Source organism: Bradyrhizobium sp. RDI18, assembly GCF_043203335.1.
In the GTDB taxonomy this organism is placed as follows: Bacteria; Pseudomonadota; Alphaproteobacteria; order Rhizobiales; family Xanthobacteraceae; genus Bradyrhizobium; species Bradyrhizobium retamae.
In genome coordinates this window covers 4,368,740-4,380,605 of sequence record NZ_JBICRN010000008.1, presented here as the reverse complement: position 1 = coordinate 4,380,605, position 11,866 = coordinate 4,368,740, and the positions used below count along the sequence as shown (strand labels likewise).

The window sequence follows — 11,866 nt, the reverse complement described above, 5'->3', positions numbered from 1 at the left end:
GGAACGCGGGCCGATCGCGCCGCTTCAATCAAATCAAACGTTGCGTCTTAGCCGCCGCGAGATTCCACCACCTTGCGGCAGCCATCCGACAGCTTCGTCTTGTTTGCTTTCAGGCAGGCATTCATCTGCGGCGGCTTGCCGATATGCTCGGCGCAGAATTTTCCGGCATCCGAACGGCAGGCCATCTGCTCCTGGGGAGTGGGGCCGGATTGCGCCTGAGCCAGCGAGCCTGCGCCGAGCGACAGGATCAGCGCAGTGGCCGCGGCCACGACATGAATGGATTTCATCATGGATCACCTTTTGACGAGAATGGGAGATTGAAAGCGCGCGAAAACTCGTCGAGGTTGCGCCCGCGGTCCATGCCATGTTCATGGCGTCGGAAGCGGGTCGCAAATCACCCCGCGCGCACCCACACCATTTTCATGGGATGTTGCCGGGCACCTCGATGGACCATGTACATCTCGCGTGGGCTGCGGTGACCGATCGGCACATCGCAAAGAGCTGCACGCCCATTCGGGAGAGATGACACATGTTGAAGAAGACAGGTTGGCTGAGCGCAGGTCTGACGCTCGCGGCGTTTTCGGCCGTGGCTTCCTTTGCAGTCGGCGGCGTAGGCTCTGCCCAGGCTGCAGTGGTTTATTGCAAGACGGTTGGCGTGCCGAAGGGCTGCGTCGCGCGCCCGACGCCGGTCGCAGCGGCTGCGGTCGTGACACCGGCCGTTGGCGTTGCCCGTGTCGGCGTCGGCGCTGTCGGCGTCGGAGCTCCGGGCGTCGGTGTTCGTCCCGGCACGCCGATGAACCGCGGTGGTCCGGTGAACCGCGTCGGCCGCCGCTGAGGCAAAGCGTTTTTCAAGCGAAGCATGCCCTCGGACCTGATCTGGAGTGGGCACCGGTTCGCGCAAAGAAATCGCGTAACTAAAAGTGTGCATGCTAACCGGCAGCGCCGTCGCTGTCGGGGAAGCGGTGGGGCAAGGTCAGCCTCACGCGCGTACCCTTGTGAGTCCCTTGGGCGCAGGAGCTCAGTTCCAGCTCCGCGCCGCAGCGCGCGGCACGGCTTCGCATGTTGCGCAGGCCGCGCGCCGTTTTCGCCGCTCCGGCGGCTCCGCCGTCAGGCGCGATCTCAAATCCCCTGCCGTCATCCTCGACGGTGATGCAGCCGCGCTCGAGGCCGTCGGCACCCGCCAGCGTCTCGATCCTCACCGTAATGCGCCGCGCCTCGGCGTGCTTGACCGCATTGGTCACCGCTTCATCCAACAATCGTACGATCTGGATGACGTGCCACGGCCGCAGCTCGGGATGAACCGGCAGGCCCTGCGCCGTGACCGCGCGCCAGTCGAGCGTGATGTCATGCGGACGAAGCTGCGCCATGGCGCGTTCGCGCCAGGAGCCCAGCGCCAGCATCAGATCGCCGCCGATGTCGTCCATGGAGTCGATGACGAGGCGCAAATCCTTCAGCGCGGCGCGCGCCGCATCGCCGATCCCCGCGCTGCCATTGCCGCGTTCGCTCAAGGCCACGATGCTCACGAGCTGGCCGCCGAGCCCGTCATGCAGGTCGCGCATCAGCCGCGTACGCTCCCGCGCCAGCGCGGCGGCGCGGGCGCGCTCCTCCTCGCGGGCGAAACTGGCCTTCAGCTTCTCCTCCGCCTCGCGCACCTGGTTGACGAGGCGGCCGGCAAAGCCGTCGACCTGGTTCAACGCCCGGGCGAACCGCCAGGTGAGCCCCGCGCCGATCGCGACCAGCATCGCCGAATAGGACAGCCGCGCGGTGAAGATGCGGTTGGGCATCATCTGAAACACCGAGAGCAGGTCGACGATCCAGCAGGTCAGCATGATCGTGACCGCGCAGCCGAGCAGGAAGCTCGCGACGTTCTGCCGTTGCAGCGCCGATCGCGCAGTAACGACGGCCATAATGAGAAGGGAGATGCCGACCATGGGTACGGCGAGAATCAGGAAGAGGGCGCGCACCAGCGCCTGATTTCCGAACAGGCCGGCCAGCGCCAATGCGATGCCCGGAATGAAGATGATCCAGGCGTAGCGCTGCCACTTCCAGCCCGAGAGCAGCAGCGCAAAGACCAGCACCAGCGCGCTTTCGATCGGCGCGGAGGAAATCAGGATCACATTGAACCTGGAAAACGGCGTCTCACCCAGCGGCGTTTGCAGGAATGCCTGGCCGACACCCACGGCCATCGCCGCCGCCAGAACGCCGTAGGCCGGCTCGTGGCGACGCATCACCCACATGATGCCGAGGATGACCGCCAGAATCGCCTGCCAGGATGAGAACACAACCGGCAACGTCACGAACACCAGCGTTCTGAGATTGTAGGTCGGGCGCAACTCTTCGTCCGGGCCGACCCAGATGCGATCGAGAAAGCCTGATATCGGACCCCAGATGAACAGCCGGATCGAGATGGCGTTGTCGCCATCGCGCAGCACGGAAGCGGGGATCACCGCAATCGCCGGCGTGTTGCGGTCGGGCCGGTTGGCGGCGGGATCGCGCCGGCTATCGAGGATCACGACATCGTTGACGGTAACCTCGACCCCGTTGGTGAAGCGCGGCAGGAACACCGACCAGGCCTCCGAGGCCTCGCCGGCCGTGCGGACGAAGTGTCCGCTGAAGCGGGGCGGATCGTTCATCGCATTCCGCAACGGTGAGAAGTACGGCAGCGTCACCGCACGCTCGGCGCCGGCTTCGGTGAGCTGAAAGGCCGTCACCTGATACTGCGCGGGAGGTCCGGGCAGCGATTGCAGAAGCACCGCGATGCCGGCGACGGCGATCACCGCCTGCAGCAGCAGATACTGGATGAGACGGGACGATCGCAGCCGACGCCGCGCGCGGCCGGGCAGCTCCGGTTGCACGTCGTCGCCGTGATCGTTCACAACTTGATCAAGCCCTGCTGGACCGCCTCGAACACCGCCTCGCCCCGGGTATGAACTTCGAGCTTGCGATAGATGCTCTTGATATGCCCGGGCACGGTTTGGCGCGACAGGCCGAGATGGCTGGCGATCTCGGCGTAGCTAAAGCCCTTGGCGATGCCCCAGAGAATGTCGATTTCGCGCGGCGTCAGTTTGGTGGTGTTGAGCACTGGGCCGGGCGGCGGCTCCGGCGTGCTCTGGGTCCGGCGCACGATGAAACGCGCGATCGAGGCCGAGATCGGCGAATGGCCGGCGACGAGGTCGCGCACGGTGGCGGCGATGTCGGTCGGGAATGCGTCCTTGAGCAGATAGCCTGTCGCGCCGACGGTGATCGCCGAAATCACGCTTTCCTCGTCGCCGAGGATCGAGATCACCATGATCTCGGTATCGGGAAAGCGCCTGCGGGTCTCGCGGATCAGGTCGACGCCATGGCCGTCCGGCAACTGAAGATCGGTCAGCAGCACCTTTGGCGCGCCTTGCGCGAGACAGGCGCGGGCTTCCGCGAGCGTGCCGGCGGCTCTGACCTGGTATCCGGCCTTGGCGAGTGCGTCCTGCAGCCGCCAAAGCGTCGGCGCGTCGTCCTCGACCAGCACGACCGTGATGGCTTCCGCCTTGGGCCCATCGCTCAATGAATTCATCTGAAAACTCCGGCTGCCTATCCCTGCAGCCCACGCAAGTGTAACCCCGTGGCGGTTTTTTGCGACACCCATGTTCATGGGGCGGGATTTTTACGAGGTTCGAGGGAGGCGAAGGGAGCGGAAAAAGCCTATACGATTGCCTCTCAACGAGGCCACCGAAATGCCGAATCCTCCTAAAAATGTACCGCCGACGAAAGTCGCCTCCGAACCCGGCCGCCTTGCCGTCATGCCCGAGGACATCACGGCCGCGGGCGCGTCCATTGCCGGGTCGGTGCTCGTTACCGAATGCGACCAGAGCCGGACGCTGAGCGAGATCTGCGGCTGCAGTCTCTGGCTCAAATTCGAGAACCTGCAGTTCACCTCGACCTTCAAGGAGCGCGGCGCGCTCAACCGGCTGCTGGCGCTGTCGCCGGAGGAGCGGCGGCGCGGCGTGATCGCGATGTCGGCCGGCAACCACGCGCAGGGCGTGGCCTATCATGCCAGCCGGCTCGGCATACCCGCAGCCATCGTGATGCCGGTCGGCACCCCGATGGTGAAGATCGAGAACACGCGGCGTCATGGCGCGAATACGATCATCTCCGGCAAGACACTGGAGGAGGCCGGCGAATTTGCGCGCACGCATGGCGAGACGCACGGCATGATCATGATCCATCCGTACGATGATCCGCTGATCATCGCGGGGCAGGGCACCATCGCGCTGGAAATGCTCCGGGCGGCGCCGCAGCTCGATACGCTGGTGGTGCCGATCGGCGGTGGCGGGCTGATTTCCGGCATGGCGGTTGCGGCCAAATCGCTGAAGCCGGATCTGCAGATCGTCGGCGTGCAGGCACAGCTCTATCCCTCGATGTACAACGCCATCAAGGGCGATCATCTGCCGATGCGCGGCGATACGCTTGCCGAAGGCATTGCGGTGAAAGTGCCGGGCCGGATCACCACCGAGATCATCCGTCATCTCGTCGACGACATCGTGCTCGTCACCGAAGACCAGATCGAGCGGGCGGTGGCGATGCTGATCGCGATCGAAAAGACCGTGGTCGAGGGCGCCGGCGCGGCGGGCCTCGCCGCGGTGTTGGCCGCGCCGGAGCGCTTTGCCGGCCGCAATGTCGGCCTAGTGCTGACCGGCGGCAACATCGACACCCGGCTGATCGCTTCCGTGCTGACCCGCGAGCTCGCGCGCGAGGGGCGGCTGACGCAGATCGCGATCGACATCGTCGACCGTCCCGGCCAGCTCGCCGCCGTCTCGGCGTTACTCGCCGAAGCCGGCGCCAACATCATCGAGGTCTCACACCAGCGCACGTTCTCCGATCTCCCCGCCAAGGGCACCTTGCTCGAAGTGGTCATCGAAACGCGGGATCGCGTGCATCTGGACGAGGTGATGAAGCGGCTGGGCGAAGCGGGGTTTGTCGCGTGGCTGCCGGGGCGAAGGTAAGCGTGGCGTTTTCGAGCGAAGCACGTCTTGATCCGCGGAAACCGGTTCGCGCACAGAAAACGCGTCAAAGCAAGAAAGCTGGGCCTGAATCCATAATTCAAAGTGGCCGGCGGATTTCGCTTTGGTGCGCATTCCGGACTCAAGCCGGGGTCTTGAGTGAGGTCCGAGAAGGGCCACGAGTGGAAAGTGCCCCGACCATCGCGCAGTAGGAAGATATGAGGTTCGCGTAGTGCTTTCCGGAGGTTGGCAAGCGCGGATTGATTAAGGCTGGTGCGCCGGACGTAGTCGGCAGACAGCGCCAAAAAATGAACGGCACGGCAACGAAGTGCTATGTGCATCGCCGGTGCGGCAATCATGGCTAAAGAATAAAACGCGCGAACGATTGACGCCACAGATTGGTCAATCTGTCGGGCGCAGATTGTCTTCGTGTTTGCAACATCCTGTCCGCGAGACCGCCATGATTGCTCGGAAGACCGCCCGCTTCCTTCTGAAATATGCGTCGAGCGATCCGCTGAAGCTTGCCGATATCCTACACCGCCGTGCGACCGAGCAGTTCAGAACGCCGCCGACGGGCCTCGCTAGAACGCACTTCAACGGCGTGCATTACGAGATCGACATGTCCATGCATCGGATGATGAAGAAGTACTTTTTCCATACTCACGAAATGTTTCTCGAACGCATCTTCAATCGCTGCCTGGCTCCCGGCAAAATCTTCGTCGATATCGGCGCCAATTGCGGCTACTGGTCGGCCTATTCCTTGTCGCTCGTGGGCCAGAGCGGCGAGGTGCACGCCTTCGAGCCGGTGCCGCAATATTTCACCTTTGTTCGACGGCTCGCCGAGCTCAATTCCAGTTACCGGATTATCGCCAATCAGGTTGCCTGCGGTGCGCGGCCTGGCGCCTTCACGATGGCCGTCGTCCCGCCACACGCGGCGAATTTCGACAATTACGATATCAATATCGGGTCGAGTTCACTTGCCGCCGGTTTTCTCGACCATGCCAGCGAGCTCACGGAAAATATCACCGTTGAGGTTATTGCCTTCGACAATTATGTACGCGAGCAGAAAATCGATCTCGATCGCGTCGGCCTGATCAAAATCGACGTCGAGGGTTTCGAGACTGAGGTATTCGACGGCATGCAAGGCGTGCTGGCAAAGAGCGGCCAGAAAGTGCCGATCCTGTGCGAAATACTCACCGATCTGGACCGCTCCGAGCCGCTGGACGGTAGACGGATCATTGAACGCCTGGAGGATTGCGGCTATCGCTGCCTTGATGCCACGCATTTGAGACCGATCGATCGTGATGCGCTTGGTTTTGAGGAGAACATTCTCTGCCTCTGACACCCGCCTCACTCATTGCTCGTCTGCGTCTTTCAAGCCGGATTCGTCGAGTAGCTCCTCGCGCGTTGCGCACTTACGCATTGGACACGCACCTGCGCTCGGGCTTCGATCCGACGACCGCGGTGCTGGGCAATATTCTGCTGCCGACCCGAGTTGTTTCGCGAGATTTTCTCGCTCGTTCGATTTTCGACTTTTCAACAGTATCGGCCAAGAGCAGACTTCGACAGACCACCAGCGGAAGCGAGCCCAACGCGAGGTTTGGCCGCAGCGTCGCGGCCAGCGCTACATGTCAACGCTAACCGATCCGCAGGGCTTGAAGGTTTGGAGCGAGCGCCCGTGCAAGCATCCCTCATGTTTCTGGGCGTAGGCAAGCACGCCCATGATAATCAAAGCCACCACGACCAATCCGGCTACTAGGTTCTGCACCATGGCTGCCACTCCAGGTGAACTCATGAACAAGGCGACCGGCGCGAATCGGGGGGATCAACGCCGGGGCAACGCTCCCTTCTCGAGCCGACTATGGGGCTGGGGCTGAAATCAGCGAGAGGTCGCGCAGCCAAAGAGAGCACAACCGTCGACCTGATGGCAGTGCAAACTTGTGCCGCGCTGCGCAAATTCGATACGCGATCAGAAGCCGCGCCTTCGAAAATTCGCCTGTTTGGCCGCCATTGCCGCGATGCTGAAGCGGACATCAGCCCGATCCACTCGTGCCTGTCCTAGTTCACCAGTCGCACCGCGCCGGCCTCGCTGACATCATAGCCGCCGAGTTCGCCCGCGCGATCGCGGAAGCTCGGCCCGCGCATGAACTCGAACAGCGCCTGCGGTCCCTTCATAAAGTAGTCGCGCTGCCGCATCACGAGATCAAAACGCTCCCAGGTGACGGGCAGGAAATCGAGCCCTGCCGATTTCGCCACGCTTCGCGTCGCGATGCCGCAATCGATGCGGCCGGCGCGGATGGCTTGCGCGATATCGGGTCCGGTGGGGAAGGCGGGCTTCGCTAGTTTCAGATCGTCGAGCGTGATGCCCGCGCGCGCCAGCAGCGCGAGCAGCAGCAATTGCGCGCCGGCGCCGGGCGGGCGTTGCGCCATGCGCGCGCGTGATGTTGCGATCGAGGCCATGTCGCTCAAGTCCAGCGGATTGCCTGACGCGACCAGAATGCCCTGCTCGCGCCGCGCAAAGCCGAGCACGACCGCATCGTGCAGGCCCGGCGCATCGGCGACCGCCTCGACATTGGCTCTCTCGTCATCGCCGTCGAGCCGGTGCAGATGGATCGCCGCGACCATCACCTCGCCACGCGTCAGCCGACGCAGGCCTTCCTCGCTGCCTTCGGCCAGGCTGGCAAGGCCGGAATTGCTCTCACGTAAGCCCCATTCCAGCAGCGGATCGTGGCTGCCGCCGACGATCGGCGGCGCGACCTGTGCCAGGCCAGCAGGCGCAATGAGTCCGGCGGACACCCATCGGTCCAGCGCCGTGCGCGGAAACAGCCAGCGGCCGGTCACCTTGCTGCAGGGCACCGCGCGGTTCGCCACCAGCTCGTAGAGCTTGCGCTCGGAGAGCCGCAGGTAATCCGCCGCTTCGTCTGTCGTGAGGAGCTCCGGCATAAGCACCAATATGCATTGGAGTGCAGTTACTACAGAAATTGACCATATCGTCGCTATCTGCGCAAGATGTACGTAGTAGCTTGGAATTACAAATGCCAGACGGCCCGTCCGCCCTTCAACTTGTCCTCAGCGGCGATCCCGCGCTGTTCGCGATCGTGCGGCTGTCGCTCTATGTCAGCCTATCGGCGGTGGTGCTGGCCGCGCTGATCGGCATTCCCTTGGGCGCCTGGATCGCGCTGACGAGATTTCCCGGTCGCCAGGGTGTCATCGTCCTGCTCAACGCCTTGATGGGCCTGCCGCCGGTCGTTGTCGGCCTCGCGGTGTATCTCGCGCTGTCGCGCTCCGGGCCGCTCGGCGCGTTCGGCCTGTTGTTCACCCCGAGCGCGATGATCGTCGCGCAGACCGTGCTGGTCGCGCCGATCATCGCTGCGCTGACGCGCCAGACCATCGAGGATCTCTGGCTCGAATACCGCGACGAACTCACCGCGATGAATCTCGGGCCGCTCGGCCGCGTCATGGCGCTGATCTGGGATGCGCGCTTCAGCCTGGTCACGGCGCTGCTCGCTGGCTTCGGCCGCGCGGCGGCGGAGGTCGGCGCCATCATCATCGTCGGTGGCAACATCGAAGGCTTCACCCGCACGATGACGACGGCGATTGCGCTGGAAACTTCCAAAGGCGACCTGCCGCTCGCGGTCGGCCTCGGCCTCGTGCTGATTTCGATCGTGATCGCGGTCAACGCGCTGGCCTGGAGCGTGCGCCGCGCCGGCGAGCGATTGGCGGGATGACCATGCGCGCGCCTTCGAGCGAACTGCCGATCAAATTTGATGGCGTCACGGTAGCGGCCAGTGGCGTCACGATCCTCGACGACATCGCGCTCGCGCTGGCGCCGGGCCCGCCCACGGTGCTGATCGGCCCCAACGGCTCGGGCAAATCGACGCTCTTGCGCCTGGCGATGGGGCTGCTGGCACCGTCGCGCGGGCGCATCACCTGGGGCGGGCTTGAACACGTCCCGCCGCTGAAGCGTGCGATCGTGTTTCAGCGCCCGGCGATGCTCCGGCGCAGCGCCGCCGCCAATCTCCGTTTTGCGCTGCGCGCCGCCGGCATTCCGCACGCGGAGCATGCGCGACGCGTCGCCGAGTTGCTCGAACTGGTCGGCTTGCATGCGCTCGCCGATCGCGCGGCGCGAAGGCTCTCCGGCGGCGAGCAGCAGCGGCTGGCGCTGGCACGCGCGCTGGCGCGCGATCCTGCGGTATTGTTCCTGGACGAGCCGACCGCGAGCCTCGATCCCATCGCCACCAAGGCGGTGGAAGACATCATCCGCACGGTGAGCGAGCGCAACATCAAGGTCGTGATGGCGACCCATGATCTCGGCGAAGCGCGAAGGCTCGCCGGCGAAATCGTCATGCTTCACCGCGGTCGTATTGTCGAAACCGGTGCAGCCGCATCGTTCTTCGACGCGCCGCAAACCGCCGAGGCGAGGGCGTTCCTCGCCGGCGAACTATTGATTTAGCGCATGATCCGGAAAAGTGGTTGTCGGTTTTCCGAAAAGGTCATGCGCAAACCAAAGAAGGGAAAACAAATGAGCATGCTCACGCGCCGTCTGCTGATTGCGGCGACCGCCAGCCTGGTTTTCGCAAGCCACGCCGTCGCGCAGGATAAATCGATCGTGGTAGCTTCGACCACCTCGACGCAGGATTCCGGCCTGTTCGCTCACATCCTGCCGATGTTCAAGGCCAGGACCGGCATCGACGTAAAAGTGGTGGCGCAAGGCACGGGACAAGCGCTCGATACCGGTCGCCGCGGCGATGCCGACGTCGTGTTCGTCCACGCCAAACCTGCGGAAGAAAAATTCGTGTCCGAGGGCTTTGGCGTCAGGCGCCATCCCGTGATGTACAACGACTTCATCCTGATCGGCCCGAAGAGCGATCCGGCCGGCATCAAGGGCTCGAAAGACATCGTTGCTGCGCTCTCCGCGATCAAGGCGAAGGGGGCCGATTTCATCTCGCGCGGCGACAAGTCCGGCACGCATCAGGCGGAGCTCAATCTCTGGAAGATCGCCGGCATCGACATCGCCAAGGACAAGGGTCCCTGGTACAAGGAGATCGGGCAGGGCATGGGCGCTGCGCTCAACACCGCTTCCGCCTCGAATGCCTATGTGCTGGCCGATCGCGGCACCTGGCTGTCGTTCAAGAACCGCGGCGACCTCGGAATTGCCGTCGAAGGCGACAAGCGCCTGTTCAACCAGTACGGCGTCATGCTGGTGAATCCGGAAAAGCATCCGAGCGTCAAGAAGGATCTCGGTCAGCACTTCATCGACTGGCTGGTGTCATCAGAGGGACAGAAGGCAATCGCCGATTACAAGATCAACGGCGAGCAGTTGTTCTATCCCAACGCCAGCGATTCCGGCGCGTGATGTGGACGCGGATATTGGCGGCGCTTGGGGTTGTCGCGATCATGACGCCGCCGGCGGTGGCGGAAGAGGTGGTATTGCTCCACGCCGCCGGTAGCCTGCGCGCTGCACAGCGCGAGAATCCGGCGCAGCAGATCGTGCAACTGCCCGATGCACTCGCGGTTGGCGCCGACTACGGCCTCACCGTGCTGAACGAAGCCTCAGTGCCGTCCTACAATTTCGCACTGTTCATTCTCTCGGCGGAAGGGCAGCGCACGCTGGCGAAACACGGCTTTGCCGCGCCGGCGCTCCCGCAATAGGGGATTTAGATGCTTCGCTCAGGTCTCGTCGCCATCGTGCTGATCGGTTTCCTCGGACCGGCCATGGCGGCCGACGACGGTTGTGAAAAGTTTGCGTGGTCGATCGCGCGTGAGCGCACGGCGTTCGCTGCAACCGACAAAGCGACGATTGCAGCCGGAGAGACGTTGCCGGCGCTTCCGGCGGGCGCGCTGGTCGTTCGTCTGCAGCCGGGCGAGCAAGCCTCCTTCGCGATGTCGCCTGAGCGCAAGCCGCGAATCGAGCGGTGGCACGGCGGCATAGTGCGCCTTCCCGCGCTACCAAAGCCCGGCATTTACCAGATCACTTTGTCCGACGACGCCTGGATCGACGTGATCCAGAACGGCGGCTACGTCCGCTCCGTCGGCAGCACCGGCCGCAGCGATTGCCCCGGCGTGCGCAAGAGTGTGCGGCTCGATCTCGATGCAAGCCCTGTCGTGCTGCAGGTCAGCGGCGTAGCGGGGGAGGCGATCGCCATTGCGATCAGTCCACCGCAATAGTTACTGTTCGCTTGCAGTCGGCGGCGTTTCGTCAGGCTTGATCGCTGGAACCCTGATCAGGCGATAGATCGGCACCCACGCAGTGTCCCAGTTCTCGAGCGTAGCGCCGCAAGCCGTGCACTCAAAACTGTCTATCTCGCGCGAGGCCGCCATCGCCTCGGTGCGGTGGTAGATCGCGCCACATTTGCAATGTCGCTGATTTCCGATCACCGACGATGCTTAAGCCCCGGCCCGAAGCCGTACAACGCTACTCTCGTCGAAGGAGCCACCGTTCATATTCATGAATGTTTGTTCAAGGAGCTGTCGCAGTCTTAATGTCGCAGACGGAACGTGATCGCGGCGGGGTGATTAGACTCGGTACAGTCGACACAATCACTGGAGTTCGATGATGAAGAAACTAGCCATCGTATTTGCCGTTGGTGCTGCTGCGCTGATCGGCGGTTCCGCCGCCAACGCCGCCGACAATGCGGTAAAGGCGAAACCTGCGACGGATACTGTGCAGTCTTCGACTGACTTCAGCGCCCATCGCCGCCACTGGCGTCATCGGCACTGGGGTTACCACCGGCACTATCGCCCGTACTACGATAGCTACGGCTATTACGCGCCGCGCCGGTACGGGTACTACGGTGGTCCCCGCTATTACGGCGGCGGACCCGGCGTAACCTTCAGCTTCGGCACCGGCCGCTGGTAAGACAGCAGGCGAGAAAAAAGCCCGCAGCAAT

Annotated in this window: 15 protein-coding genes; 10 read left to right on the top strand and 5 right to left on the bottom strand. The window is 63.6% G+C overall.

Annotated features, from left to right (window positions below; all coding sequences use genetic code 11):
• Window positions 1-47: 47 nt before the first annotated feature.
• Window positions 48-290 carry a cysteine rich repeat-containing protein gene (locus tag ACFXS9_RS30225; RefSeq protein WP_235782721.1) on the bottom strand — a complete coding sequence of 81 codons (243 nt, stop codon included), beginning with the start codon at window positions 288-290 and terminating at the stop codon, window positions 48-50.
• Window positions 291-529: 239 nt separating this feature from the next.
• Here ACFXS9_RS30225 and ACFXS9_RS30220 point away from each other — a divergent pair, with 239 nt between their 5' ends.
• Entirely contained in the window at window positions 530-835 is a 306-nt protein-coding gene (locus ACFXS9_RS30220) for a hypothetical protein (protein WP_392695224.1), read from the top strand.
• Between the two features lie 94 nt (window positions 836-929).
• Here the strand turns inward: ACFXS9_RS30220 and ACFXS9_RS30215 are convergent, their stop codons facing one another.
• Together ACFXS9_RS30215 and ACFXS9_RS30210 are read right to left on the bottom strand one after the other, a co-directional pair.
• On the bottom strand, window positions 930-2,876 hold the full coding sequence (locus tag ACFXS9_RS30215) for an ATP-binding protein (protein ID WP_392695221.1): 1,947 nt from the start codon (window positions 2,874-2,876) through the stop codon (window positions 930-932).
• The gene (locus tag ACFXS9_RS30210) at window positions 2,873-3,550 is read right to left on the bottom strand and encodes a response regulator transcription factor (protein ID WP_213285676.1); all 678 of its coding nucleotides are present in this window, start codon (window positions 3,548-3,550) and stop codon (window positions 2,873-2,875) included. Before ACFXS9_RS30210 ends, ACFXS9_RS30215 begins: the two co-directional genes overlap by 4 nt.
• Before the next feature lie 226 nt (window positions 3,551-3,776).
• Between ACFXS9_RS30210 and ACFXS9_RS30205 the strand changes: the two genes are divergently transcribed.
• The 3 genes from ACFXS9_RS30205 (at window position 3,777) to ACFXS9_RS30195 (ending at window position 7,038) form a co-directional block, all read left to right on the top strand.
• A complete protein-coding gene (locus ACFXS9_RS30205; RefSeq protein WP_392700097.1) occupies window positions 3,777-4,979 on the top strand; it encodes a threonine ammonia-lyase in 1,203 nt (400 codons plus the stop codon).
• A gap of 457 nt (window positions 4,980-5,436) precedes the next feature.
• Window positions 5,437-6,318 (top strand): FkbM family methyltransferase, encoded by an 882-nt coding sequence (locus tag ACFXS9_RS30200; RefSeq protein WP_392695219.1) that lies wholly within the window; start codon window positions 5,437-5,439, stop codon window positions 6,316-6,318.
• 519 nt (window positions 6,319-6,837) lie between these two features.
• A complete protein-coding gene (locus ACFXS9_RS30195; protein ID WP_392695217.1) occupies window positions 6,838-7,038 on the top strand; it encodes a hypothetical protein in 201 nt (66 codons plus the stop codon).
• Here ACFXS9_RS30195 and ACFXS9_RS30190 read toward each other — a convergent pair.
• The gene (locus tag ACFXS9_RS30190; RefSeq protein ID WP_392695214.1) at window positions 7,035-7,919 is read right to left on the bottom strand and encodes a substrate-binding domain-containing protein; all 885 of its coding nucleotides are present in this window, start codon (window positions 7,917-7,919) and stop codon (window positions 7,035-7,037) included. The genes ACFXS9_RS30195 and ACFXS9_RS30190 overlap by 4 nt on opposite strands.
• 92 nt (window positions 7,920-8,011) lie before the next feature.
• On the opposite strand from ACFXS9_RS30190, the gene ACFXS9_RS30185 reads away from it, so the two are divergent.
• From ACFXS9_RS30185 to ACFXS9_RS30165, 5 genes are all read left to right on the top strand, one after another.
• Window positions 8,012-8,704: an ABC transporter permease gene (locus ACFXS9_RS30185; protein WP_392695212.1), complete on the top strand. Its 693-nt coding sequence runs from the start codon at window positions 8,012-8,014 to the stop codon at window positions 8,702-8,704.
• 2 nt (window positions 8,705-8,706) lie between these two features.
• The gene (locus ACFXS9_RS30180; RefSeq protein WP_392695209.1) at window positions 8,707-9,429 is read left to right on the top strand and encodes an energy-coupling factor ABC transporter ATP-binding protein; all 723 of its coding nucleotides are present in this window, start codon (window positions 8,707-8,709) and stop codon (window positions 9,427-9,429) included.
• Between the two features lie 75 nt (window positions 9,430-9,504).
• Window positions 9,505-10,332 carry a substrate-binding domain-containing protein gene (locus ACFXS9_RS30175; RefSeq protein ID WP_392700095.1) on the top strand — a complete coding sequence of 276 codons (828 nt, stop codon included), beginning with the start codon at window positions 9,505-9,507 and terminating at the stop codon, window positions 10,330-10,332.
• 14 nt (window positions 10,333-10,346) lie between these two features.
• Window positions 10,347-10,628 (top strand): substrate-binding domain-containing protein, encoded by a 282-nt coding sequence (locus ACFXS9_RS30170; protein ID WP_392695206.1) that lies wholly within the window; start codon window positions 10,347-10,349, stop codon window positions 10,626-10,628.
• 9 nt (window positions 10,629-10,637) lie between these two features.
• Complete coding sequence (locus ACFXS9_RS30165) at window positions 10,638-11,144, top strand: hypothetical protein (RefSeq protein WP_392695203.1); 507 nt, start codon at window positions 10,638-10,640, stop codon at window positions 11,142-11,144.
• Here the strand turns inward: ACFXS9_RS30165 and ACFXS9_RS30160 are convergent, their stop codons facing one another.
• Window positions 11,145-11,354, bottom strand: a complete 210-nt coding sequence (locus ACFXS9_RS30160) for a hypothetical protein (protein ID WP_392695200.1) — start codon at window positions 11,352-11,354, stop codon at window positions 11,145-11,147.
• A 175-nt stretch (window positions 11,355-11,529) separates the two neighbouring features.
• On the opposite strand from ACFXS9_RS30160, the gene ACFXS9_RS30155 reads away from it, so the two are divergent.
• Window positions 11,530-11,835, top strand: coding sequence for a hypothetical protein (locus ACFXS9_RS30155; protein ID WP_392695197.1), 306 nt, complete (start codon window positions 11,530-11,532; stop codon window positions 11,833-11,835).
• Window positions 11,836-11,866: the final 31 nt, after the last annotated feature.